This is a genomic window from Tundrisphaera lichenicola, assembly GCF_051175385.1.
GTDB lineage: Bacteria > Planctomycetota > Planctomycetia > Isosphaerales > Isosphaeraceae > Tundrisphaera > Tundrisphaera lichenicola.
Window position 1 is genome coordinate 1099599 of the sequence record NZ_CP195106.1, and the last position, 22319, is coordinate 1121917.

At 65.6% G+C, this 22319-nt stretch carries 20 protein-coding genes (1 of these 20 only partly in view); 4 read left to right on the forward strand and 16 right to left on the reverse strand.

The genetic code is table 11. From position 1 onward, the window contains the following. Positions 1–2593: the start of a CARDB domain-containing protein gene (locus P12x_RS04145; RefSeq protein WP_435009571.1), read on the reverse strand. The gene continues 25682 nt to the left of window position 1, outside the view; 2593 of the gene's 28275 nt are visible here — the first part of the coding sequence; it begins with the start codon at positions 2591–2593; its stop codon lies off the left edge, out of view. A gap of 252 nt (positions 2594–2845) precedes the next feature. Continuing rightward, on the reverse strand, positions 2846–3511 hold the full coding sequence (locus P12x_RS04150) for a PEP-CTERM sorting domain-containing protein (protein ID WP_435009572.1): 666 nt from the start codon (positions 3509–3511) through the stop codon (positions 2846–2848). Between the two features lie 573 nt (positions 3512–4084). Here P12x_RS04150 and P12x_RS04155 point away from each other — a divergent pair. After that, positions 4085–5842: a hypothetical protein gene (locus tag P12x_RS04155; protein ID WP_435009573.1), complete on the forward strand. Its 1758-nt coding sequence runs from the start codon at positions 4085–4087 to the stop codon at positions 5840–5842. A 27-nt stretch (positions 5843–5869) separates the two neighbouring features. On the opposite strand, the gene P12x_RS04160 is transcribed toward P12x_RS04155, so the two are convergent. Genes P12x_RS04160 through P12x_RS04200 form a run of 9 tightly spaced genes read right to left on the reverse strand, consistent with a single transcriptional unit; the run spans position 5870 to position 13737 of the window. Continuing rightward, positions 5870–6427 (reverse strand): DUF447 domain-containing protein, encoded by a 558-nt coding sequence (locus P12x_RS04160; RefSeq protein WP_435009574.1) that lies wholly within the window; start codon positions 6425–6427, stop codon positions 5870–5872. Beyond that, positions 6424–7824 carry a DUF6513 domain-containing protein gene (locus tag P12x_RS04165; RefSeq protein WP_435009575.1) on the reverse strand — a complete coding sequence of 467 codons (1401 nt, stop codon included), beginning with the start codon at positions 7822–7824 and terminating at the stop codon, positions 6424–6426. Before P12x_RS04165 ends, P12x_RS04160 begins: the two co-directional genes overlap by 4 nt. Beyond that, the gene (locus P12x_RS04170; RefSeq protein WP_435009576.1) at positions 7821–8585 is read right to left on the reverse strand and encodes an SDR family NAD(P)-dependent oxidoreductase; all 765 of its coding nucleotides are present in this window, start codon (positions 8583–8585) and stop codon (positions 7821–7823) included. The genes P12x_RS04165 and P12x_RS04170 overlap by 4 nt, the downstream gene beginning before the upstream one ends. Before the next feature lie 26 nt (positions 8586–8611). Further along, on the reverse strand, positions 8612–9634 hold the full coding sequence (locus P12x_RS04175) for a glycoside hydrolase family 5 protein (RefSeq protein WP_435009577.1): 1023 nt from the start codon (positions 9632–9634) through the stop codon (positions 8612–8614). 40 nt (positions 9635–9674) lie between these two features. Then, positions 9675–10172, reverse strand: coding sequence for a 6-pyruvoyl trahydropterin synthase family protein (locus P12x_RS04180; protein ID WP_435009578.1), 498 nt, complete (start codon positions 10170–10172; stop codon positions 9675–9677). Between the two features lie 31 nt (positions 10173–10203). Then, positions 10204–11070 (reverse strand): triphosphoribosyl-dephospho-CoA synthase, encoded by an 867-nt coding sequence (locus P12x_RS04185; RefSeq protein ID WP_435009579.1) that lies wholly within the window; start codon positions 11068–11070, stop codon positions 10204–10206. Continuing rightward, complete coding sequence (locus tag P12x_RS04190; protein WP_435009580.1) at positions 11067–11960, reverse strand: ATP-grasp domain-containing protein; 894 nt, start codon at positions 11958–11960, stop codon at positions 11067–11069. Before P12x_RS04190 ends, P12x_RS04185 begins: the two co-directional genes overlap by 4 nt. Before the next feature lies 1 nt (position 11961). After that, on the reverse strand, positions 11962–12909 hold the full coding sequence (mch, locus tag P12x_RS04195) for a methenyltetrahydromethanopterin cyclohydrolase (RefSeq protein ID WP_435009581.1): 948 nt from the start codon (positions 12907–12909) through the stop codon (positions 11962–11964). A gap of 12 nt (positions 12910–12921) precedes the next feature. After that, positions 12922–13737 (reverse strand): formylmethanofuran dehydrogenase subunit C, encoded by an 816-nt coding sequence (locus P12x_RS04200; RefSeq protein WP_435009582.1) that lies wholly within the window; start codon positions 13735–13737, stop codon positions 12922–12924. A gap of 150 nt (positions 13738–13887) precedes the next feature. On the opposite strand from P12x_RS04200, the gene P12x_RS04205 reads away from it, so the two are divergent. From P12x_RS04205 to fhcD, 3 genes are read left to right on the forward strand one after another with little or no spacing between them, the layout of a single operon-like run. Next, a complete protein-coding gene (locus P12x_RS04205; RefSeq protein WP_435009583.1) occupies positions 13888–14487 on the forward strand; it encodes a Uma2 family endonuclease in 600 nt (199 codons plus the stop codon). After that, on the forward strand, positions 14484–16154 hold the full coding sequence (locus tag P12x_RS04210; protein ID WP_435009584.1) for a formylmethanofuran dehydrogenase subunit A: 1671 nt from the start codon (positions 14484–14486) through the stop codon (positions 16152–16154). The genes P12x_RS04205 and P12x_RS04210 overlap by 4 nt, the downstream gene beginning before the upstream one ends. Beyond that, positions 16151–17053, forward strand: coding sequence for a formylmethanofuran--tetrahydromethanopterin N-formyltransferase (gene fhcD, locus P12x_RS04215; protein WP_435009585.1), 903 nt, complete (start codon positions 16151–16153; stop codon positions 17051–17053). The genes P12x_RS04210 and fhcD overlap by 4 nt, the downstream gene beginning before the upstream one ends. On the opposite strand, the gene P12x_RS04220 is transcribed toward fhcD, so the two are convergent. The 5 genes from P12x_RS04220 to P12x_RS04240 all read right to left on the reverse strand — a co-directional run bounded on the left by P12x_RS04220 (position 17022) and on the right by P12x_RS04240 (position 22263). Next, complete coding sequence (locus P12x_RS04220) at positions 17022–18338, reverse strand: formylmethanofuran dehydrogenase subunit B (RefSeq protein ID WP_435009586.1); 1317 nt, start codon at positions 18336–18338, stop codon at positions 17022–17024. The two genes, fhcD and P12x_RS04220, sit on opposite strands and share 32 nt — an antisense overlap. 458 nt (positions 18339–18796) lie before the next feature. Further along, positions 18797–19891 (reverse strand): hypothetical protein, encoded by a 1095-nt coding sequence (locus P12x_RS04225; protein ID WP_435009587.1) that lies wholly within the window; start codon positions 19889–19891, stop codon positions 18797–18799. Between the two features lie 272 nt (positions 19892–20163). Continuing rightward, the gene (locus P12x_RS04230; RefSeq protein ID WP_435009588.1) at positions 20164–20604 is read right to left on the reverse strand and encodes an SMI1/KNR4 family protein; all 441 of its coding nucleotides are present in this window, start codon (positions 20602–20604) and stop codon (positions 20164–20166) included. A 204-nt stretch (positions 20605–20808) separates the two neighbouring features. After that, positions 20809–21321, reverse strand: a complete 513-nt coding sequence (locus P12x_RS04235) for a hypothetical protein (protein WP_435009589.1) — start codon at positions 21319–21321, stop codon at positions 20809–20811. A 282-nt stretch (positions 21322–21603) separates the two neighbouring features. Further along, positions 21604–22263 carry a hypothetical protein gene (locus tag P12x_RS04240; protein WP_435009590.1) on the reverse strand — a complete coding sequence of 220 codons (660 nt, stop codon included), beginning with the start codon at positions 22261–22263 and terminating at the stop codon, positions 21604–21606. Positions 22264–22319 lie beyond the last annotated feature (56 nt).

A 22319-nucleotide genomic window follows, 5' to 3' on the forward strand; every position in this document is an offset into this window, starting at 1 on the left:
CCGGGTTCTCGGTGGCGAAGTTGAGGGCCTGTCCGGCGACGCCGGCGAAGCTCCAGTAGTCGACGCCTGCGGGGTCGTCGAGTGCCCCGCGTCCGGCGGCCAGTGCGACCCCGGCGGGCCCGCTGACCAGTGGCAGTGGGGTGGCGGTGGCCTGGGAGTCGTTGGGCTCGACCTCGGTCACGAAATCCGGCTGGCCGGCGATCCGGAATTCGCGGACCAACCGAGCAGCGAGTGGGTTGCCCGCAAGATCCGTCAGGCTTGCGGGGACGGTCACGCGATAATGGCCTGTTTTCAGGGGGCCGGCCAGGCTGTAAGTGACGGTCGAGGCGGGCGAGGTGATTCCCGCGTCCTTGAGCGGGAATAGGACGTCGTCGGCGGTTCCGAATACGTCGTCAGTCCCCGCGGAGCGAACCTCGATGGCCGAGGTGGCGTTGAGCGACTCCAGGCTCATCGCCTTGGAGAAGGTCAGGCTGAAGCCGGCCAGACCGGTGGCCGTGGTCCCCTCCGCGGGGAGGGTCGAGGAGACGAGCATCGGGGCGACGCTGTCATTGACCAGGAGTCGCAGGAGGTATTGCGCCCTGAGCCCGAAATTCGCCAGGCCTTCGACCTGGATGTAAGTGATCGGGTCCGTCGCATTGAAGGTCAGGGCTCCCGTGCTGCTCGACTGGAATGGCGTGGCCTCTCCCGGCCGGAAAAGCGAGAGCTTGACGTCGGCGGTCGTCAGCAGGCTGTTCGAGGGGAATGCCAGGTTGATCGAGACCGACCCGCCCAGGCTAGGTGTGGCGAACCGGAAGAGGTCGACGGGGCTGGACGCGTAGAGGAGGCTCCCCGCCATCGAGGATTGGAGGAACCCCGGCCTGGCGACGAACGAGTTGATCGGTGTCGCGCTCGACTGGTCGACGTTGTACGATCGTTCGACATCCGCCCCCTGGGCGGGACGCGCCTGGTCGAGCCGGAGGCGATACGAGTCGGACGAACCTTCTACGCGGAGGTAATAAGTCCCGGGGGCCGTGATGCTGTATTGGTGGAACCCACCGATGCCACCATAGGCCGATCCATTGGTCTGGTAGAATCCTTGCGCGTTTTCGAGCGACACGCTCAGGTAGGAATAGCCGAATGGGTCGCTGGACTGGGGTTCGAGGAGGACTGAGATTCGGTCGCCCGCCTCGGCGTCGAAGCTCCAGTAATCCACGTCCTCGGAGGTGAGCGCCCCGAGTCCGATCGCGGTGAAGAAACCGCCACCCTTCGGCGACTCCGATACGGGCAGGCGGGTCGCGCCCGATCGGGTGTCATTGCCAGGGCGCTCGAGCCGGCCGAACGGCGGATCGGCCACCGCGAAGCTTCTCTCGAAGACCGCCAGCGGCCGACCGGCGCGGTCGGTCAAGCCCTCGACGTGAATTCGGTACGAGGATGGCGACAGGATCCCGCCGTCGATCAGCAGCCGGACCGAAGAAGTCCCAGCCTCGGGGACGATGCTCGGCGTCACCGCGATGGTCGCGTCGTCCGCCGTATCGAGCTTTCCATCGGGGCCGGCCGAGATCAGCCGGTAATTGGACGAGCGCGTCAGCGAGGCCAGCGCCATGTCCTCGCTGAAATTCAGGACGATCGAACCGATCGGATCGGTGACGGTCGCACCCTGTGCCGGCAGCGATGTCCCGGTGATCGTCGGGGCGTTGAGATCGGTCAGATCCGCCGAAATCAGATAGGACGCATCGAAACCGGCGTCCGCCCCGTCGGCGGCCCCGAGGCTGACGGCGGCATAAAACGTGTCGTCTGCGATCGCCTTGAAGACGGCATGATTGGCACCATCGGCCTCGGCGACGATCTCGCCCGTGGAACCCTTGATGATTCGCACGTGCGGGGTGAGCGTCCCACCGACCGGGATGGTGAGCGAGACATCGATCGATTCGCCCGCTCTCAGACTCCCGAGGCGGAAATAGTCGTCGTCATCGGGGGTGAGGATCAGGCCCGATGCCTTACCTGCGGCATGCCCCTGGGCGGCCGGCTTCAGGTCGATCAGGCTCGCGTTGCTCGGGTAGTCGTTGATCTCCGACTCGGTCCGGAACCCTCGGGCCATGTCGATCCGAAATTGGTATTCGGGAAGTTGATAGCCATAATAAGTTTCGGCCTTGACCAGATATCGACCGTCGGCCGGGATGATCACGTTGGAGACGGAGGGGTTCGCTTCGCCGAAGCTGTACTCGCTGGCGGCGGCGAGGGAATTGCCCGAGGCGTCTTGAAGCTCCAGAGAGAGCGAGTTGCCGTACTGGCCGCCCAGCCCGATGAGCGAAACGAGATCGCCCGACCTGGCGTCGAAGCTCCAGAAGTCGAGATCATCGTCCGGGTCGATCGCCCCGGTCGCGACCGAGGAGAACAGGCCGCTCCCGACCGGGTCCTGGGTCAGATCCAGGGGTGTGGCCTGGATGGGGAGGTTGTTGGGCTCCTTCTCGACCACGTGCGACATCAGGATGATCGGTTCGAGCCGTTCGAGTTCGGGCATCCAGAGCATCTTCGCCGCCCGCCCGGGCCTGGCTCGACGCTTCGCGGCGGACGGCGCGCGCATCTTCTTCCGCGAACGGCTATTGACGGCCATCGGAAATCTCCATCATGGATGCTAATGCTTTTGGTGGTCTGGCCCGGATCGGTTGCGAGAGGACCCGTAGCCCGGTTCGGGCGGGTACCTCGCCGCGATGTCGAAATCGTGGAGATCGAGCGGCGTGGGCACCCTCGGCCTGAAGGCCGGAGGACCCCGCCTCGCCCGGAGCTCAAGGGAGCCGCGATCGATCGATCCGTCCACAGGCGGTCGCCCGGACGGGTTCGCTCGGGGCTGACGCGTCAGGTCTGCTCAACGGCGATATCGTCTCGCCAAACCGATCAGACCTACCGAGAGCAGGGCCAGGCTCGACGGCTCCGGCACGGCGAAGTTCGCCCCGGCATACACGTTGTCCACGCTGACCGAGGACTCCGAGAGGGAACCGCCACCCACGAGTCGAAAGAGGATACGGGCCATCTCACCGCCGAGGGCCGAGACGTCGACGCTGATCTTCACGGGCAGTGAATCGCCCGATGGCGAGACACTGACGCCGAGGGCGGCCATGCCCTGGGTCGTGCTGCTGTCGAGATCGCGCGTATAGAAGGAGTCGGTGAACGCGTCGACGGTGGTGACCAGCGAAGCGAGTGTGCCCGGGTCCAGTAACGAGGCACCGAAGCCGGAGGGGGGGAAATCATCCTCCGTCCCGACCCCAATCAGCTCGAAACTGAGGGTCTGGAGCCCCACCGGAATCATGAAGTCTTGATAGAGCGTTACTTCCGAAACCGTCGGCGATTCGCTCAGGACGGCCACACCACCGATGACCGATACCGAGTCCGAAACGGTCACCGTCCAACCGGCGAGCCCGCTCGAAAAATCTCCGTTAACCAGCAACCCGGCCTGGGAAGCGCTAGTCGACGCCATCCAGACCATGAAAGCAACGAGGCAGGAACGCGACAATGCTCGGGGGGGGAAGAGCATGTGGGTGTTTCTCCTGTCAGACGATTTCGAGGCGCGAGAGGGACGTACTTCCGGTCAAAGACCGCACACATCGGTTAACGGCTACGATTCGACGTAAATTCGTCGTCATCGACGATCAGTCTTGTTTGGAGATCGAAACCTCTCAACGTTTCCGAGGATTCGGGGCCACAATTCGCATCGATCAAGCCCAGAAGCGAGATATTAGGTTGTCCTGGAGCCGATTGAAAGGGGCCGATCGATCGAGGACAATGAATCCGTTCTCGAATCCAACCCAAGTTAATCAGAGGATTGCGGTAATGGCCAATGTAATTCTTTCCGAACTTCCCATTTCCGATCTCCCATCGAGATGAGAACGGCCAGTCATGTTGAAAAAATAAAACACCGCTTTAATAGGTCTCATTTTTTGGCGGCACGATGACCTCAAGGCTTTGGCCCGGAGACTTGCAACTTTGGTCAACCGCAGGTTGTTTGGTGAGGTCGTCAGGCCGTGATGTGGTCACTCACTCCTCGAAGACGGTAGATTCGCGAGGTTGAGAGCGAGCCGTCGGATCCTTATGATGAGCGGCTCGACCGATGTCCCCGGGCGACCCTGGTCTCGAAGAGGTGAGCATCACGGCGATGGATGATCGCGAGCCAGGCGCATCGGCCTTTGTCTTGATGGTATGGGTCGCTTGCGGCGTCTGTGTCCTCGGATTGGCCGGTTACTCCGCAGCAGAGACGCCGCGCCTGGACGACTGGGCGAACGTATCGGTCCTGACCGGCGATCGGCCTTTGACCGTAGGCTGGCTCTGGTCTCAGCACAATGAGCACCGGATTCCACTCCCCCGACTGATCATCGTCGGGCTGTCGAAACTGACCGGGGGGAGTTTTCGGGCCCCCTCGATCCTGAACGCGGGCCTGCTGGCGGTGGCGTCCGGGGCACTCGTCCTGGCGAGTCGCGTCCGGCGAGGTTGGACGAGCTACTCCGACGCATTCCTGCCTCTCCTGCTCAGTGGGCCATCTCACGGGCGCAACATCCTGGTCGGCTTCCAGATCCAACTGGTCTCCTCGACGGTCCTGTATGCGTTCGTCCTGTCGATAATCGTTCGACGGCCCGAAGGCCTGAGGACGCTCTCGTCGGCCTTGATGGCGGGGATCGTGATCCTCCTGCCGCTCTGCGGTGCGAACGGGGTGGCCTTCGTCCCGGCGCTCGCCCTGGCGATGGTGATCCAGGCGATCGCCGACCGGAAGCGTTCCCTCGGACGATCGGTCATCTTGCTCCTGGGCGCAGTCGCTAGCCTTTCGCTGGTCTACGCCTATTTCCGGGGTTGGAAAGCGGCCGGGCATGGCGACGCTCCCGCCTCGATCGTCGAAAAAGTGCGGGTCACGCTCCAATTCCTGGCCGGGGGTTGGGGCGTTTCGGCGGCGGAAACCTGGCCGTGGTCCGGCGGGTTGGTGGCCGGGTTGCTGATAGGAGGGGTCGTGGCCCTGGTGATTGCCTGGCGTCGCGAACCCGAAGGCCGGATGAGGACGACCTGGCTGGTTGCCGCGACCGGCGCGATCGGTTCGCTGGCCCTGGGGATCGGGTCGGGTCGGGCCGGGATGGGGGATCGGATCGGATTCGAGCCGCGTTATGTGACCCTGGCGGCCCCGGCGATGGTCATGGTTTACCTGGCCTGGTTGAATGCCGGGCGGTCGATGGGGCGATTCTCGCAGATGACCCTCTTCACCCTGGCCTGCCTGGCCACCTGGCCCGATGCCGAAGCCATGATCGAGGCGGCGCGGGAACAGAGGTCCGCCTCATCGGAACTGGCCGCCGATATCGCCAGGGGCCTCCCTCCTTCGCGTCTAATCGCGCGACATATCGGATTCTTGCACACCTCGCACGACGAACTCGGGACCGGAATGGCGCTCCTGAAACGGGCCAGGCTCGGGATGTACGCGAACCTGGCCGACGAGCCGCCGATGGAGGAGGTCAAGCTGCCGGTCGAGCCGACCTCGATGGTCGGCATGGAAGGCCGAGCGGGGCATTATCGAGCCACGACCGTCGACCCCTACCTGAACTACAACCTCTCGGAGCCTCGATTCGTCGCGGGAGTAGAGATTCGCTACCGGCACGCCAATTCCCAGGGGCTCCCGGGCCGATTCGTGTTCCTCTGGAAACGCGAGGGTGACACCTATCAAGACCCTCCGCAGCGTCAATCGATCTGGACCCTGCCCACCGGGAAGGACCGGACCGTCACGATCTGGCTCTACGAGAAGATCTCCCGGGTGATGATCCAGCCCGACAACAAGCCCTGCGAATTCGACGTGGACGAGCTGATCCTCCTGGTCCCGGCCGGGGCTCGTTGAAGGCCCCACCGCTGTCGAAAGGCGGCCTTACCTTCGACCCTCGACGCGATCCGCGAGCAACCCGAACGCCAGTCTCTCCTCGGGCCCTCCCGTCTTCTCGATGAGGATGGCCAGTTGCCGGTAGGAGGCGAGGATCTCATCGAGCGGCAGGAAGTCGAGCCGGGTGGCCAGGATCGCCGCCTCGACTACGGCGTGCTTGGCCCGATTCATGCCGAAGAGCTCGCCTTGCCGACCTTCGGCGACCGACTCGACCACGATCGAGGTCCGGTCGAGACGGTCGTCCAACTCGACGACCCGGATCTCGTGGTATCGGCCCGTCGTCTCCAGGATCCGGCCACGGACCGCCAGGGCCGGCCGGGTCGGTGGTTCGGGCAGGAGGCCGATCGCGGCCCGGGCCAGCAGCAGGACGTCGTCGGTGATGTGCAGGACCCCTTCGCCGGTCGCTTTCAGGTTCCGGTAGGTGGTCGAGGTCCGGTACGGTCGGAGGAGGAACCGTCGAGGGTCGAGCCCGAGCTTCGGCCCCATCGGGGCGACGTTCAGGGTACCTTCGGGGCCCAGGGTGGTGACGATTCCTTCGAGGATCAAGGCATTGCCTCGGGCGGGGCCTGCGGATTCGATCGCCTCGATCGGTGGCTGACCTCGGGCTCGGTCAGGAATCCCCAGTCGAGGGCATTGTCCTGGCGATAGGCCTTGTTCAGGGTCAGGGCGGTCTTCGCTTTCATCAACTCATGGCCGAGGTAGAAGGCGTGCGAGGCGTCCTCGACGCCCATCTGCTCGAAGATCAGGAAGGGGTCAGTGCCCGTCAAGAAATGCGTGTTGTTGAACGCGTAAATCCGCCCGTCTTCGGCATAGATCCGCCAGTTCGGGTCCTTGACCCGCCGGGCCAGTTCGGCGAGGACCTCCGGCCCGAAGCGCGGGGGTCGAGGATCGCGGAGCGTGACCAGTCGGGGCTCGACGTGCTTCGGAAGCGTCCGGTTCTTCACCGCATGATGGGCGAGCCGGCGGGCCAGGTCGACTTCGATCACCGACGACCGGGCCCAGTTGATCACCGCCGTGGTCAGGACGCTCCCGACCTGGAGCTCCTGGCAGAAGCCGATGAGCAGCGTGTTGACCCCGGCGGAGTCGACATCGGTCAGCTCGGTCAGGTTGCCGATCCCCATCATCAGCTTTGCCTCGGGCCAGCGTCGACGGGCCTCGGCGTATCGGACCAGGCTGGCGGCGAAGCCGAAACCGATCGGCTCCAGGATCGGGTCGAGCCGGTAGGGGACCCCTCGGGATTCGAGGAAATCGATGGTCGGATCGAGCCCGTCGAGCGTGCCGACCACGTCCGGGATCGCCACCACCTCGACCCCCCAGTCGGGGGCTGCTTGTCGATTCGAGGCGTTGACGCTCAGGACGAGATCGGCCCCGGCGGCGGTCGCCAGGGCGACCTCGGCGGGGTCGAAGCTGTCCACCGAGACCCTGTAACCTCGGTCGATCAACGCCCTGGTATAAGATCCCGCGTCCTTCCAGGGTCCTCCGGGGTCGCAACCGATGTCGATCCGGTCGGCCCCCTCGGCGATGAAGCGGTCGGCCTGGAGCAGGAAGTCATCGAGGGAAAGTCGGGGAGCGTGGTTGATCTCGGCGAGGATCTCGATGTCGAACGCGCCGTAGCCCTTGAGCCGGTCGTCGGCCTGGCCGAGCGCCCGGGGGAGGTCGCGGAGGTCTTCGGGTCCGAGTTCGACGGGGACCCCGGCCCGGGCCTCGACCGCCGACAGGTCGCCCCGGCAATGACCGGGCAGGATCACCCGGGTCGTCCCCGGGGGGACCTCCAGGTGGCGGGCCACCCACTTCGGGGTCATCAGGGCGGCCACCGAGATCGGCAGGACGGCGATCTCGGCCACGAACCCCGCTCGCGCGGCGAGGGCTTCGAGGACCTGCCTGAGGGCGAACTCGGCGAGGCGACCGGTCACGAACAGGAGCCGGGGGGCCTCGGCGGTCAACGGACCGCTCCTCCATTGACTCTCAAGACCTGGCCGGTGAAGAAACGCGAGCCGGGCCCGACCAGGAACCGCGCGGCCTGGGCCACGTCGTCGGGCGTCCCCCAGCGGGCCAGGGGGGTCTCGCGGAGGACCCGGTCCTGCCAGGTCGAGGAGGCGGTGTCGCCCCAGGCCGTCTTGATCCAGCCGGGCGAGACGGCGTTGACGCGGACCTCGGGGGCCAGGCTCATCGAGAGGCTCCGGGTGAACGCCAGGACCGCACCCTTGGTGGCGGCGAACAGCTCGCCCGAGTCCCCTTCCATGCCGGTCTCGGCCTGATCCCAGCCCATCGTCACGATCGAGCCCGCCCTCCGATCCTTCATCCTCCGCCCGACGTTGCGGCAGAGCCGGATCGTGGAAGCGACGTCGACGGCCCAGAGGCGGTCGAGCTTCCGGTCGAAGGAGAGCTTGGCCCCCTCGCCGGTCAGGGTGTCGGCCCCGGCCAGGTGGAGCCAGGCGTCGAGCCCGCCCCAGAGGTCCCAGGCGCGGTCGGCCAGGCGGTCTCCCTCGCCTCGATCGGCCAGGTCGGCCATCAGGACCTCGGATCGGCCTCCCAGACGTCGGATCTCATCGGCCACGGATTCGGCGGCCTCGCGCGATGCCCGAGCGTGGACGATCACGTCGGCCCCGGCCGAGGCCAACGCCAGCGCGACGGCCCGCCCGATCCCGGAGGACGAGCCGAGGACGGCCGCGCGGAGGCCCGAGAGTTCGCGATCCTGGGACATCAATCATCCTTCGATCCGTATCGGGATTAACGTGCGGATTTCTTCGAGTCGGGCGGGACCAGGGCATCCTTGAGCGGGGCTCGCCAGGCGTTGGCTTCCTTATCGAAGGCCCCGAAGCCGGAGGCAAATTCCCAGTAGGACCAGGACATCCCGAGCCGCTCGGCCTCGCGAGCCACCGCCGCCGTCCATCGGGCCCGCGAATCCATCGGGGCGGCGGAATAGGCCCCGAACTCGCCGACGTAGATCGGGCGACCGTGATCCTTGCCCCACTTCGCGGCCATCTCGAAGTGTCGGGTCAACGCCCCTCGCTCCTCGGGGGTGTCGGTCCAGGTCCTGCCCAGCCACTCCTTCGACCCCTCGGCCCACTCGGCCCCCTGGTGGGTGAACTGGAACGGCAGATAGTAGTGGAAGGTCGCGATCAGCCTCCGATCATTCTCGGGGAATTCCAGCGACCGAAGGTGCTCGACGTTGTTCCAGTGACCAGGGCCGACGATCACGATCCGGTCGGGGTTGGATTCCCGGACCACGGCGAGGATCGTCTTGAACATCACATCCCATCGGCCGTCGGTCAACTCGCCGTTGGGCTCATTCAGGAGTTCGAAGAACAACCGATCGGGCTGATTCTTGTAACGGGTTGCGATCTGACGCCAGGTGGCCTGGAGCCTCGCGAGGTTCTTGCCGGGCTCCTTGATCATCGAGTCGTCGTGATGCGAGTTGATGACCGCGACCATCCCTCGCGAGAGTGCCTGGTCGACCGCCCAGTCGATCCGTTCGAAGTAGGACGGGTCGATCTTGAAGTCGGGAGCCGGGCCGGTGTGGGTTTCCCATCGGACCGGGATCCGGACGTGGTCGAAGCCGGCTTCCTTGATCCGGTCGAAGTACTCGGCCTTCAGGGTCAGGCCCCACTCCCCTTCGCTGGGGGCTTCCAGGGCATTGCCCAGGTTGATCCCACGCCCGAGCATCCGGTTATATTTCGCGGCATCGTCGGCCGCCATCAGCGGGCCGGAGATCATGGCGATCGCGAGCAGGGACCATCGGAGGGATTTCATGAGGGTGCTCGTCCTTTGTCCGGGAATTCCAGCCGGTCGCTCAATCGTCCCGACGCCACTCGACCTCGGCCGACTGTCCGAAGCTCTCCTCGACCTCGACCCGGAGGATCCTGGGGGTGGGCAGTCCTCGCTCGTCGAAATCGCGGCGGAGCCGCCCGGCGATGTGGTCGGCCAGCAATTCGGCCGTGGTGTTGGCGATCGGGATGAGTGCACATTCCTCGCGGGGGAAGCTCCACCGACGGTCCTGATAGCGGACCAGCCAGTTCGGGCCGTCCTCCTCCAGGCGGATCAGATCGGACTGCGTGGGCAGCATCATCCGGTGGTCGAGCTCGTTGACGATGGCCTGGGTCAGGTCCTTCAGGGCGATGAAGTCGAAGACGTAATGATTGATGTCGAGGTCATCCTCGACCTCCACCGCGACCCGATAATTGTGCCCGTGGATACGCTCGCATTGATCGCCGTTATAGGTGATGAAATGGCCGGAGCTGAAGACCAGATAATCTTTGGTGACGCGCACCTTGTATCGGGAACCGGGCACGGCGAGGAGACCTCAATCGGGTAGTCGACCGTCAAGGAGACCAGGACCCCTTCAGCGGGAGGGTTATTGTCCCATCTCGGAGGGCGGCGAACAAGGCGGCGGTCGTCAGGTCGGCCGTCGCGCCGGGGTTCCGGGAGTGGCCATCGAGCCGGAGCCAGTCATCGAAATCGACCAGGGATTCGGGGGCATCGGGCCAACCCGCCCGGAGGACAGCCGAGGCCCGATCCGAAGCTTCTCGCGCGATCGCCTCGCCCCGCTTCCGGAGGATCAAGGTGTCGGGGCGCTCGGCGAGGAACCTCAAGAACGTGCCGATGATCGCGGTTTCCATCGGATGGCCGGATTCGAGGATCGCCCGGAGGGTTGGCAGGGCGATGTCGAAGACGTCGGCATAAGCTCGGGCGTACTGGCGGGCGACGAGGTCGCGATCGGCGGCCAGGAGCATGGCTTCCCGGAGGGTGAGTGTTGGCTCGTCGGAGACATCCTGATCGTCGGCCCGGCCCAACCCGCCGGGCTTCGCGAGCCGGATCGCCCGGTAGACCAGCGAGGCGTCCTCGACCGTGGTCCCTTCGAGGATGGCCCCGACCCCGGCTCGCAGATCCTCGCCCGGCGGGACCGCGGCCAGCGGGGCCAGCAAAAGGATCATCCCGAGGTTGGTGTTGTTCGAGATGAGGCGACGGGTCGCCTCGACCGATTCGAGGATCGCGCGGCCGACTCCGGAGCGAGAGGCCCGGTCGAGGGGCTCGACGATCGCGCCGGCGCTCATGAGGAAGTCGAGGTAGTGGGCGTCGTCGAAGTCGCGGAACCGGTGGACATTTCCCGGCTTCCGCGCGGTCGCTTCGAGCAGGCAGGCCAACTGGGCGAGCTTCCCGGGAGAGAGCGGGGCGGGAGGATCGATCATCGTGAGGCGTCTCGCAATTCGGCCAGGATCGCCGAGGCCACGTCGACCCCGGTGGTTGCCCCGAGTGCCTTCCAGCCGGGGACGGCGTTCACTTCCAGGACCGTCCATCGGCCCGAATCGACGTCGAGGAGCAGGTCGACGCCGGCCATGATCGCCCCGACCGCCGAGGCCGCGCGGAGGGCCAGTCCTTCCGTATCCCGATCCAACGGGAATGGTTCGGGACGTCCTCCGACCGCGACGTTCGTCCGCCACTCCCCCTCGGCCGCGAATCGCCTCATCGACCCGATCACCTTGCCCGAAAGGACGAAGGCCCGGACGTCGTGGCCTGGGTTCTGGACGTATCTTTGAACGTAAAGGATCGACCCCAGACGTTCGAGCGTCCGAAACGTCCGCCAGGCGAGTTCTGGGTCCGAGACCCGGACTAGCCCTCTCCCCTCCGAACCGAATAGCGGCTTGACGACCACGTCGCGTCCCATGGCGTGGAATGTCGCGAGAGCCGCCTCGGCCGACTCCCCGACCCAGGTCTCGGGGACCGGCAATCCCGCGGCATCCAGCAGGGCCGAGGCCAGATACTTGTCGACGGCCGCTTCGATCGCCCTCGGCGGGTTCATCACCGGGACGCCCAGGCTCGACAGGCGGTGGAGGGCATCCATCCGGAAGACCACCTGCTCCAGGCTTCCCGGGGGCATCATCCGGACCAGGACGCCGTCGACTCCCGTGAGGTCGATCCCGCCCGCCTCGATCCGGGCCTCCGACGTCCCGACCCGCCCGACTATCTTCGGGAAGGACACCGCTTCGAGACGGGCCCCCGCGAGATCCGCCGCCCTCCGGAGGTCCTGAACATGCCAGCCGAACCCCGAGACGAGCGCCACCAGCCTTGTGCTTTTCATGTTAACCGAAGAAGGACTTCGTCAGGACTTCGGGAGCGAGCCTGCCGAAGGCGTGGGTACGCCCCGAGTCGAGGTTCTGGAAGGCGACCTCGGCGGGGCTGAAGAGGTGGGGATCGACGGCATAGAAGTCGTGGTTGTAGCGGGCGAAGATCGACGCGAAGGGCTCGCCGTGATCTCGGGAGGCGTTCGAGGGGACCTTTGGGCCGACCTCTTCCAGGCTGGCATCATCGCCGGTGACGTAGAGGACGACCTTCGCCCCGTAGAGGATCGAATCGTTGGTCCGGCCGATGGCGCCGAGGTCGTCCTTGGCGACCGGCGGGAGTGGGGCGACCCCGTAGGCGGAGACGATCCGGCTCAGGTCGAACTTCAATTCATGGAGCTTGTGCAGGGCCGTCTCGACCGAACGAGCGACCACTTGCAAGCCTCCGGCCAGGCTCGCGGTGGGTGCCCCAAGGAGAGTGACGTCCGAGGGATCGACCCGGCAAGCCTCGGCGATCCTGGCGAACACGGCCGGTGTCGGTGGCTTCCGCCCTTCCAGGACCCCGACCACCACCTCGGGCCGCTCGGCCAGGCCGAGTTCCCCGAAGAGGGGCTCGTGGGCATAGGCCGCGCGGATCGGGCCGGAGCCCATCGCGAAGTATTTCCCCTCGCTGATCGCCCAGCCCGCGTACTGGCTCCCCAGGCAAGCGGCGACCGGGTGGTCGGTCGTGACCTGGATGGCGGGGCAGGGGGCCCCTCCGACATCTCCGGGTACGATCGCCACCTCGGCCAGGTCGGCCAGGCAGACCCGGGCCAGGTCGAGCCCGGCAAGCAGCCCGCCGCGGGCCTCGATCCCGCAATCGACGAATCGGCCCCCGCCTTCGATCTCGAGGACGGAGATCTTCAACTCGGCGGACAACTCGATCATCGACTGGACCATCATCAAGGCCCGGCCGTTCAGGTTCAACATCGGACTCTCCGCCTAATCGACCGCGACGAGGATCTCGCCGATCCCGCCCACCACTCGGTCCCCATTATATCGCAGAATATTCGGGGAAATACCCGCATTCGGGACCGGAAAGCCGAGCTTTCGGAGTTCGCCGAGGTAGATTGCCAGGAAATGGGGTCGGAGATGTCCGCTCGGCTCGAAGGTGGGGAGCAATTCCGGCCCGGTCGACCCGAGCAGGGCGAGCGTCCCCCGCTTCATCCCGATACCCGCCGAGCGGTCGATCGGGCCGAAGCCGAAGATCGACCCGGCCACCATCCCCCGGCCTGCTCCCTCGCCGAGCCGGCCGCCGACCGCGATCAGGCCTCGACGCATGGCCAGACCGCAATCCCGCCCCGCGTCCCCTTCGACCAAGATGACCCCGTCTCGCATCCCCAGTCGGCTTCCCGGCAGGGCACCGCCGAGGAGATGGCCGGCGTCCCCGCGAATCCGGAGGAGCCCCCCCCGGATCTCGGCCCCCGCTCGGTCGCCGACCGACCCCGAAACATCGACCGATCCGCCGAGCATTCCCAAGGCCAGCCTCGGGCCCACGTCTCCCCGGATCTCGACCCGGCCCGAGGTCATCCCGCTCGCCAGGCCGCGGACCGCCCGAAGGTCGCCCTCGAAGATCAGGTGGCCGTCGGAGCCATCCCCCTCGATCGCGAACAGGTCGCCCAGTTCGGCCGATTCATTGCCGGAAGGGACGAGGAGGCGGGACGCCTCGGAAGCCGGACCGGCCAGGGTCTCGGGTCGGAGATCGTCGCCGTCGACCGGGCGTCCGGTCGGGCCCTTCCAGCGCAAGACGAGCGGCATGATTGGCCCAATGGTCTCGAGGTCGTCCGGGATTCTCGACCTCCTCTTGGTAGCAAAGTCGGGACTCCGCGACAAGCATCGGACTCGCGAAAGGGCCTCGGGCCGGTTATCCTGGCGGGTGATCGAGCCGAGTGGCGAGGAGGTATCCGCATGGCGATCGACCAGACCGAGACCCGAGACCGGCTCCACCTCGGCCGGGAGGACCACGGTCGGCTCGTCACGACCGACGAGTACGCCGAGGCCGACTTCGACGAGCCCTGGACCTACGAACGAGTCGGGGGGAGATTGGTCGTCATGTCGCCCGAAGGGACCGGCCACGTCTTGCAGAGCGAACCCTGGCGAGACCGACTGGGCGCTTATAGCCTGTCTCATCCCGGGGTGGTGCAGGCGGTGGTCTCTCAGGCGTGGCTGCGGATCGACGAGCAGACCACTCGGATCGGCGACATCGGGGTCTACCTGGGCGGCGAGCCCGAGAGCCTGGACATCCCCCGGCAGGTCCCCGAGCTGATGTTCGAGTTCGTCAGCCCCTCGAAGGCGGATCGGGCCCGAGACTATGTCGAGAAGCGGGCCGACTACCAGCGGGCCGGGGTTCGCGAGTACGTGATCGTGGACCGGTTCGAGAAGCGGGTGACGGTCCTGACGCTGGTCGATGGGGCGTACCGCGAGCGAGTCCTGGGGATGTCCGAGACCTACACGACTCCGCTGCTGCCGGGGTTCTCGGTCCGACTGGCGGAGGTCTTCCCTCGATGAGTCGGCTCCGGATCGCGGGGGGACATCTGATCGACCCGACCCACGGGGTTGATGGAATCGCGGACGTCTGGATCGAGGATGGGCGGGTCGTCGAGGCCCCGACCGACCCGGACATCCGAGCCGATCGGACGATCGACGCCCGGGGATTCGTGGTGATGCCGGCGGGGGTCGACGTCCATTGCCACATCGCCGGGCCGAAGGTGAACTCCGCGCGGATCCTCCGGCCCGAAGAGGCGAGGCTGGGGGCATTCCCGAGGTCGAAGGCAGCCGGATCGCGGTCGGGGTGCCTCGGGAGCGTCCCGACCAGTTTCAGCACCGGTGCCAAGTATGCCGGGCTAGGATACGCCACGGCGGTCGACGCCGCGATCGCCCCGCTGGGCGCCCGACCGGCCCATCATGAGTTCCGCGATACCCCGATCATCGATAAGGCCTTCCTCGTCCTGCTCGGGAACAACCACTACGCGATGGACCGGATTCGCCTGGGCGAGCGCGAGCGGCTCCGGGCGTTCGTGGCCTGGATCCTGGGGGCCACCAAAGGATTCGGCATCAAGGTGGTCAACCCCGGCGGCGTCGAGAAGTGGAAGCAAGGCGAGGGGAACGTCGCTTCCCTGGACGAGGTGGTCCCCCACTTCGAGGTCACCCCTCGCCAGATCCTGACCGAGATCGCGAGGGCCGTCGACGACCTGGGCCTGCCCCACCCGATGCACTTGCACGGCCTGAACCTGGGCCTGCCCGGCAACGCCTCGACGACCCTGGAGACGCTCCGGGCGCTCGATGGACACCGGGCCCACCTGGCCCACATCCAGTTCCACAGTTACGGCGGCGAGCCCGGAAACCTCGGCCAGTTCGACTCGCACGCCGGTCCCCTGGCCGACTACATCAACACCCATCCGAATCTGTCGGTGGATGTCGGGCAGGTGATGTTCGGCGAGACCACCAGCATGACCGCCGACGGCGCGGTGGGCCAGTTCCTCCACAAGGTCAACGGTCGGAAGTGGGTCAGCCACGACCTCGAAATGGAGACCGGCTGCGGGGTCGTCCCGATCACCTACGACGACAAGAATGCTGTTCACGCCCTCCAGTGGGCCATCGGCCTGGAGTGGTATCTCCGGGTGGATGACCCCTGGCGGATCGCCATGAGCACCGACCATCCCAACGGCGGGTCGTTCCTGGCCTATCCCCAGATCATCGCCCTCCTGATGGATCGAGGCTATCGGGCCGATGCCCTCAAGGCCTTGCCCGACCGCGTGAGGGCCCGCTCGGGTCTGGGGGACCTCTCCCGCGAGTATTCGCTCTCGGAGATCGCCATCATCACCAGGGCCGCCCCCGCTCGGATGCTCGGGCTGGCCAACAAGGGACACCTCGGCCCCGGCGCCGATGGCGACGTGACCATCTACTCCCCCGACGACGACAAGGAGCGGATGTTCGCGATCCCTCGCTATCTGATCAAAGGGGGGGAGGTCGTGCTCGACGACGGCGAGCTTCGCCGATGGGCCGACGGCCGGACGCTTCATGTGGCACCCGACTCCGATCCCTCGGTCGATCCCGAGATCGCGGGATGGTTCGAGCGGTCGTCCTCGATCGCGTTTGCCAACTTTCCGGTCCAGGCTGAGGAGGTGGCGAATGCCCACTCCATCCCGGTCTCCGGCGGGGGGAAGACCTCATGACATCCCCCACGATCGACGGCGTCGAGATCGCCGACACGTTCGCCGAGGCCTTCCCGATGACCGCCGCGCGGGCGATCATCACCGCCGACTCCGCCCACTGGGCCGAGATCGCGGCCCGGACGATGTCGGGCTATGCCACCAGCGTGATTTCCTGCGATGCCGAGGCGAGCATCGAGCGGACTCTCTCCCCCGAGGAGACTCCCGACGGCCGGCCGGGCGTGTCCGTCCTGATCTTCGCCTTCAGTCGCGACGCGCTGGAGAAGGCCCTCAGCAACCGGGTCGGACAGTGCGTGATGACCTGTCCCACCACGGCCTGCTACAACGGCCTGCCGATCGGCGAGAAGGCGGTGAGCGTGGGTGGGCGGCTCCGCTACTTCGGCGACGGGTTCCAGATCGCCAAGCGGCTGATGGGCCGTCGCTACTGGCGAGTCCCGGTGATGGACGGGGAATTCACCTGCGAGGAGACCTTCGGGACGACCAAGGGGGTGGCCGGCGGGAACATCATCCTGCTCGGGCTCGACCCGAGGGCGACCCTGTTCGCGACCGAGGCCGCCGCCGAGGCGATGCGGGCCATCCCCGGCGTGATCCTGCCGTTTCCGGGCGGGATCGCCCGATCGGGGTCGAAGGTCGGCAGCAAGTACAAGGCGCTCCGGGCCAGTTCCAACGCCGCCTTCTCGCCCACGCTCCGGGGCCTGGTGGCGACCGAGCTTCCTCCCGGGGTGGAATGCGCCTACGAGATCGTCATCGACGGCCTGACCCTGGAGGCCGTCGAACAGGCCACGGCGGTCGGCATTCGCGCGGGAGCCAGGCCCGGCATCGTCCGGATCACGGCCGGGAACTACGGCGGGAAGCTCGGCCCATTTCACATCAGGCTTCCCGACGTCCTGGCCCGCTGGTGATTCCTCCCGCTTGCTCGATCTGTCGGCCGATCGCTTCTAAAATACCACGAGCGGTCGGGAGCCCGGCTGCGATCGACGGCCGGAGCGGGAGCATCACGCCGTCGACCCGGGCCACCGTCCCACCCGACTCGATACCGGGGCGTCCCACATCGAATCCGACGCTCGATGGAACACCGGGCCGGGTGGCGCCGGGGGCGATCCGGATGGTCGGGACGTTCCCCATCTTCTCCAGGAGAGCGGGGGGCAACTCCCCTTCGACGATCAGCACCGCGTCCACTTCGCCCCGATCCAGCCGATCGGCCAGGGTCGCCTCGTCGGGTAGATAGCGGGGAAACCCTCGCCCGTAATCGATCGCCGAAGGGGCACCGGCCTGCCACGCCAGGACCGACTCGGCCCCGCCCGAGTTCCCGGGCGAGCCCAGGGTCAAGGCGACGAATCGCCTGCCTTCGTTCAGGTCGGCCACCATCGATAACGCGGCCTCCACCGCCCGGTCCCCGCCCGGCCCTTCGCCCATCGACGGGCCGAAGAAGAAGGCCCCGTATCGAGCCTTCATCAACCGACGGGCCAGGTCTTCGAGCGACTCGAACGGGCACCCCGTAGATTGCTCGACCCGGTCGGGATCGAGCGGGATTCCTTTGATCATGGCCCGAAGGGAGACGAGGGCCTCGGTCCGTCGATCGGGCGGGACGTGGACGCAGAGGTCTGATCTTGCTGATGTGGCCGATGGTTCGTGTCCCACGACCACGATCGTCCGGGCTTCGAGGGCGAACCGCCCTCGGGCCTCCATCGAGTAGCGTTCGCCATGCCGAGGGTGGGTCGTGATCGGGTCGACGTCCCAGAAGACCACCAGGTCGGCGCGGTCTTTCACCTCGCCGAGCGTGCTGGAGACCTGCCCGACGCGCTGGAATGCCCGGAGCTTGGCCTCGCGATCATCCGAGCCCGAAGGGTCGACCACCGCTCCGATGGCGTCGGCGATCCTCAGGGCGGAGGCCACCGCTTCGACCGTCGAGCCCGAGAGTCCCCAGACCACCGGAGCCTTCGCCGAGGCCAGGATCTCGGCCGCCTTCGCGATGGCCTCCGACAGCTCGGCGGGCTCCCCATCAATGTTCGAGGGCGGGCATCCCTCCCCCGGTCGAGGGGCCAGGAACCAGGGCCGCCCGATCGCGCAGGCGTGGACCGCCTCGGTGATTTGACCGCCTTCGACGACGACCCGGATGTCGTCACAGAGACAGCCGCAGGCCAGGCAGGTCGAGTGCTCGACCACTTCGGTCCGACCGCCATTCATCTCATCCACCTCCAGCTTCGCTTCTCGGGAGAAACCCGGACCCCGATGATAACCCGAGAACCCTGCGGAGGGGATCGGGTCGCGTCTTTCGTCACCTCTACGGGCACTCCCAGGATTTCGGGGGGCTTGTCGGGATAGGCTGTCGATGACCCCCGGGAGCTTGCTCCGCCGGGGACGTCGCCTCGCGTCCCCGGATCGGACCCGGGTGGGTTCGTTCCGTCGCCCTCGGTTGGCTTCGTTTCGCGCCTTCCTCCGGTAGCCTCGAAATCGTCGGGATCGGAGGCGAGATGATGCGGATCGATCGGCCCATCCTCGAAATTCCCCCCGCGAGCCCGATGAAATCGACGCCACCCGGCGACTTCGGCCCGAAATGCGTACCCCACGCGCAGGTGCGATCGAAACCGGCCGCTCCCACCGGCCGATATGGGTCACCTCGTTCTTTTCGGATCGCCCGATCGTCAGGCCCGGAGCCGTTCCAGCTTCCGACGTCGGGCCTCTCGTCGAGACTCGGCCCGATGGAGACGCTTCTCGGCCCGCGAGATGAGGATCTTCGGCACGTCCAGCGCCTCGCCGGGCTCGGGGACCTCCTCCGGTTCGAGGTCGAACGGAGGGCAGGCCGAAGGCCCGTTCCAGTGCTCGCGAGCCAGCGGGACCTGGACCGGCGGCCTCGCCGACGCCTTGGCCAACGATTCGGCCTCCGCCTCGATCCGGGCCACCCATTGGGGTTTCAGATCCGGGTGCGGCGACCGATGGGGCGACTCGTACTTGATCTGAGCCAGGCACCAGCGGAGCCGACGATGCAAGGTCGATTCATAACGCCGGAGCCGCCGAAGCTCGGGATCCTCGTCATTCTTCAGGTCGGCCGAGGCCAGGGCCCGATTGACTTCATCGAGGTCGCTCACCAGATCCCGACGTTCCTTCAACGCGGCGATCTCGCGACGGGCCACCCCCGCCGGGTCGTCGGCCGGCTCCACCAGCGACCCCTCCAGGTCCAGCGAGGCCCCCGGCCTGTGCCCCTCGCGGAACTCCTCGGGAGTGCCCAATAAGTCGAAAGCCAGCCGGATCTGATCGGGGGTCCAGGCGCCTTTCAGGTTGGCGCTGTAAGCCAGCATGGCCCACCGGGTCATCAGCCACTCGCACCCCTGAGGGGTCCGCCGGAGAGCTTCCACAACCTCGCCGGGACGCTTGCTCAACTGCCCGCCGATGGTCTCGGCCTGCAACTTCCGATCGTCATCCCAGGTCAGTTCCGAACGTAACGAAATCTTATCCCGGACCCGACGCTCGATCCGCTCGCAACGCTCGATCCGCAGGCTGAGGATGGCCACCCGATCGACCAGCCAGGAATGAAACTCATTCTGAGGCTTGAGCGTGTGATAATAAGCCGAGGCCCGCTCCTGGATCGCCTCGATGCTCTCGGGCACCACCACCGCCGAGCAGAGCCCATGCTTAAGGGCATTGGCCCGTGACCGTTCCTTGCCTTCGATGGTCTTCGGCCCGGTACTCCTGAGGGCATTCCGGCGATTCGCGGCCAGTCGGGCTTCGGAGACGATCATGGGGGCGGCCTCGGGGGGAGAAGTTAATGCGAAATCCGGGAGTATCTCCCCCGAATTTTCGCGCCCGCCAGTCGCTCGAAAACACACTTTCTGCCTCGGATCTCGTGGATTTCCGCCGACCCACGCGATCGGCCTACGCTGGGATCGGTTTAATGGAGGTTGGCAGGGGTTGCGGGGCGCCGCAACCCCTGCCAACCGCCGCCTGTCCAAAGGGCAAGTTTGCTTCAAAACGAATTTAGGTCGAAGCTAATTTGAGCTAATAAGTTTATATGTCAGCATGTTTTTGTAGTTTCTAGGAACCATTTCTCGAATGAGGGGCTGATCAGTTCCGGAATTTGGGATTGCCCATCTCGTGATTCGTGATCCCAAAAAACAATTGGTGATATGCCATGCCTGGATTTGTTAATGTCGATGCAAAAATGATTTCCGGAACCATCATTCATGACAGGAATCAAATGGTTCGGGAGTAATGGCTCGAAATCGTCGCGTTCGTCAATCGTATTGAGTACGACATTTGCAAGATCAGGAACTCCATATCCAATTCCGTGCACATGATCGTATTTTAGCTTTGCCCGCCCGAACTTTAATAAAAAATCCTTGTAATCATCGGGGAAAACAACGTTCAATTTCTGTTGTGCCAGTTCGATTTCCGAGGGCGCCGCACCCGTGCCGATCTGAACGTGATCAGTATGCTCAATTTCATCGAATGACATCTGTGTGTCTCGTGCTTGTTGTAAATGTTGGGTTGATTGATTCTTGGGTTGCCTTCGGGCGACGGTTGACGGTTGGCGGGGGTTTGCGGTACTCCGCAACCCCGGGGTGTCGGTCGGTTGGCGGGGTTCAGGCTTCGGAACATCCCGTCATCCCGGGGTTGCGGAGTACCGCAAACCCTACCACCCAGCCGCTTCGCGGAGACGTCAAGCGGGTTCTCGCGGAGGGTCCTGGCCCGGAATGCTGCGGGACAACTTATTGTATTTGTCGTAAACATCTGCGTTCGAAGCCCTCCAATTGCCCTGCAAGTCTTCGAAGAAACAAGAAATCATGGCTTTTATGCGATGCATTTTTCTGCATTTAAAGCTGTAGAATTTATGATACTTGATGATGCCCAGGAATTTTTTGTCGCTGGGCACGCATAATTCGACATCGAAGCTGTCCTGTTCCTCCGTCGCCGTAATAATGATGTGGCTCGATGCGGCGTTGTAGCAGATCCAAGGAGGATCTCCTTCGACGCTGAGCCTGACCCGAGTCGCATATTCCTTCCGATGATAGTCCCAGGGAAAATTGTCGAAGACGACGAGCGCCTCCTCCGCATCGACTACGTCGAGGCGAAAATCTTCGCGCATCTCGGGCCAACCTGCGCTGACCGAAACGGTGATCAGATTGGATTTGTCACTCGTCGGCACGATCCCGTCGATCTCATCTTCGATCATGCTCCGGGTTCTCCGATGGAGCGATGGTTCGTGTAGGGCCACGTTACTCGGTCGAAACCTCAGGGCGGGATTGGTCCCGGTCGATGGGCGTTTCGGGGTGCAACAGTACGATCCGCCGCCCCACCGTGGCCAGTTCGAAGATCGTCCGACGTGCCCGATCGATCGAAATCTGGCGACTGGGTGGCCGGAGTCTGCGGTACGCCGCAACCCCGGCCCGGGAGGTCAGATGCAGCCTGGGAGCGGGGGTTGCGGCGTACCGCAGACCCTGCCACTCGCCCGCTTTTATCGATGCTCCGATTCGTCCTCGTGGTCATCTTCCTGGCCTGAGGTACCGAGAGGAACCCCCAGCGCGCCTCCGCCCATGCCATCCCCGCCCATGCCACCGCCTCCCCCGCCCCCGCCCCCGTCTTTGCCTCCGCGTTCCTTGCCGTCCTTGGAGGTGATCCGTGTTGGCCCCTGACGGGGGATGGCCAGGCCGGGAGGGATTGGCGCGAGGTCGAGCGCCTTGCGGATGAAGTCGCGGAGCGAGACGACGAGTTCCCCGGTCTCGATCGTTTGGCCGGCGACGAGCTGGCTCGCGGCGCGGGCGGCGAGCGCAACCTGTTCTTCGGTGCCGAGCAGGATGATGTCCGACAGGGCCGCCTCGACGGCGTCGCGGATGCGTCTCGCTCGCTCGTCGCCCGGCTTCTCCTCGGTGCCGAGGAGGTCCCTCCTGTGCCTCGGATCGACTTCGAGGCTCCCCGTGAACGAGCCGCCGAGAGCCTTGTACGCGGCCATGAGCGTGCGCAATCGCTCGTTGATCTGACGGTTCTCGCGGTCGCGTCGCTGCTGCACGGATTGCATGACCACCAGGCGAAATGCCACGCCGATGAGCGTGACGAGAGCGATCCCGATGAAACTGAGGAACATCGCCTGCCAGGAGCTGAAATCGAGATTTCGCATGAGTCGAAACGTACTCGGCTTCGGGGTACCGGGACCGGGGCGATCACCTCGGAACC

Bases quoted from the DNA above. Each gene is read 5' to 3' on its own strand.
- P12x_RS04150 (WP_435009572.1), bottom strand. From the start codon at position 3,511: ATGCTCTTCCCCCCCCGAGCATTGTCGCGTTCCTGCCTCGTTGCTTTC.
- P12x_RS04155 (WP_435009573.1), top strand. From the start codon at position 4,085: ATGTCCCCGGGCGACCCTGGTCTCGAAGAGGTGAGCATCACGGCGATG.
- P12x_RS04170 (WP_435009576.1), bottom strand. From the start codon at position 8,585: ATGTCCCAGGATCGCGAACTCTCGGGCCTCCGCGCGGCCGTCCTCGGC.
- P12x_RS04175 (WP_435009577.1), bottom strand. From the start codon at position 9,634: ATGAAATCCCTCCGATGGTCCCTGCTCGCGATCGCCATGATCTCCGGC.
- P12x_RS04185 (WP_435009579.1), bottom strand. From the start codon at position 11,070: ATGATCGATCCTCCCGCCCCGCTCTCTCCCGGGAAGCTCGCCCAGTTG.
- P12x_RS04190 (WP_435009580.1), bottom strand. From the start codon at position 11,960: ATGAAAAGCACAAGGCTGGTGGCGCTCGTCTCGGGGTTCGGCTGGCAT.
- mch (WP_435009581.1), bottom strand. From the start codon at position 12,909: ATGTTGAACCTGAACGGCCGGGCCTTGATGATGGTCCAGTCGATGATC.
- P12x_RS04200 (WP_435009582.1), bottom strand. From the start codon at position 13,737: ATGCCGCTCGTCTTGCGCTGGAAGGGCCCGACCGGACGCCCGGTCGAC.
- P12x_RS04205 (WP_435009583.1), top strand. From the start codon at position 13,888: ATGGCGATCGACCAGACCGAGACCCGAGACCGGCTCCACCTCGGCCGG.
- P12x_RS04210 (WP_435009584.1), top strand. From the start codon at position 14,484: ATGAGTCGGCTCCGGATCGCGGGGGGACATCTGATCGACCCGACCCAC.
- fhcD (WP_435009585.1), top strand. From the start codon at position 16,151: ATGACATCCCCCACGATCGACGGCGTCGAGATCGCCGACACGTTCGCC.
- P12x_RS04220 (WP_435009586.1), bottom strand. From the start codon at position 18,338: ATGAATGGCGGTCGGACCGAAGTGGTCGAGCACTCGACCTGCCTGGCC.
- P12x_RS04225 (WP_435009587.1), bottom strand. From the start codon at position 19,891: ATGATCGTCTCCGAAGCCCGACTGGCCGCGAATCGCCGGAATGCCCTC.
- P12x_RS04230 (WP_435009588.1), bottom strand. From the start codon at position 20,604: ATGTCATTCGATGAAATTGAGCATACTGATCACGTTCAGATCGGCACG.
- P12x_RS04235 (WP_435009589.1), bottom strand. From the start codon at position 21,321: ATGATCGAAGATGAGATCGACGGGATCGTGCCGACGAGTGACAAATCC.
- P12x_RS04240 (WP_435009590.1), bottom strand. From the start codon at position 22,263: ATGCGAAATCTCGATTTCAGCTCCTGGCAGGCGATGTTCCTCAGTTTC.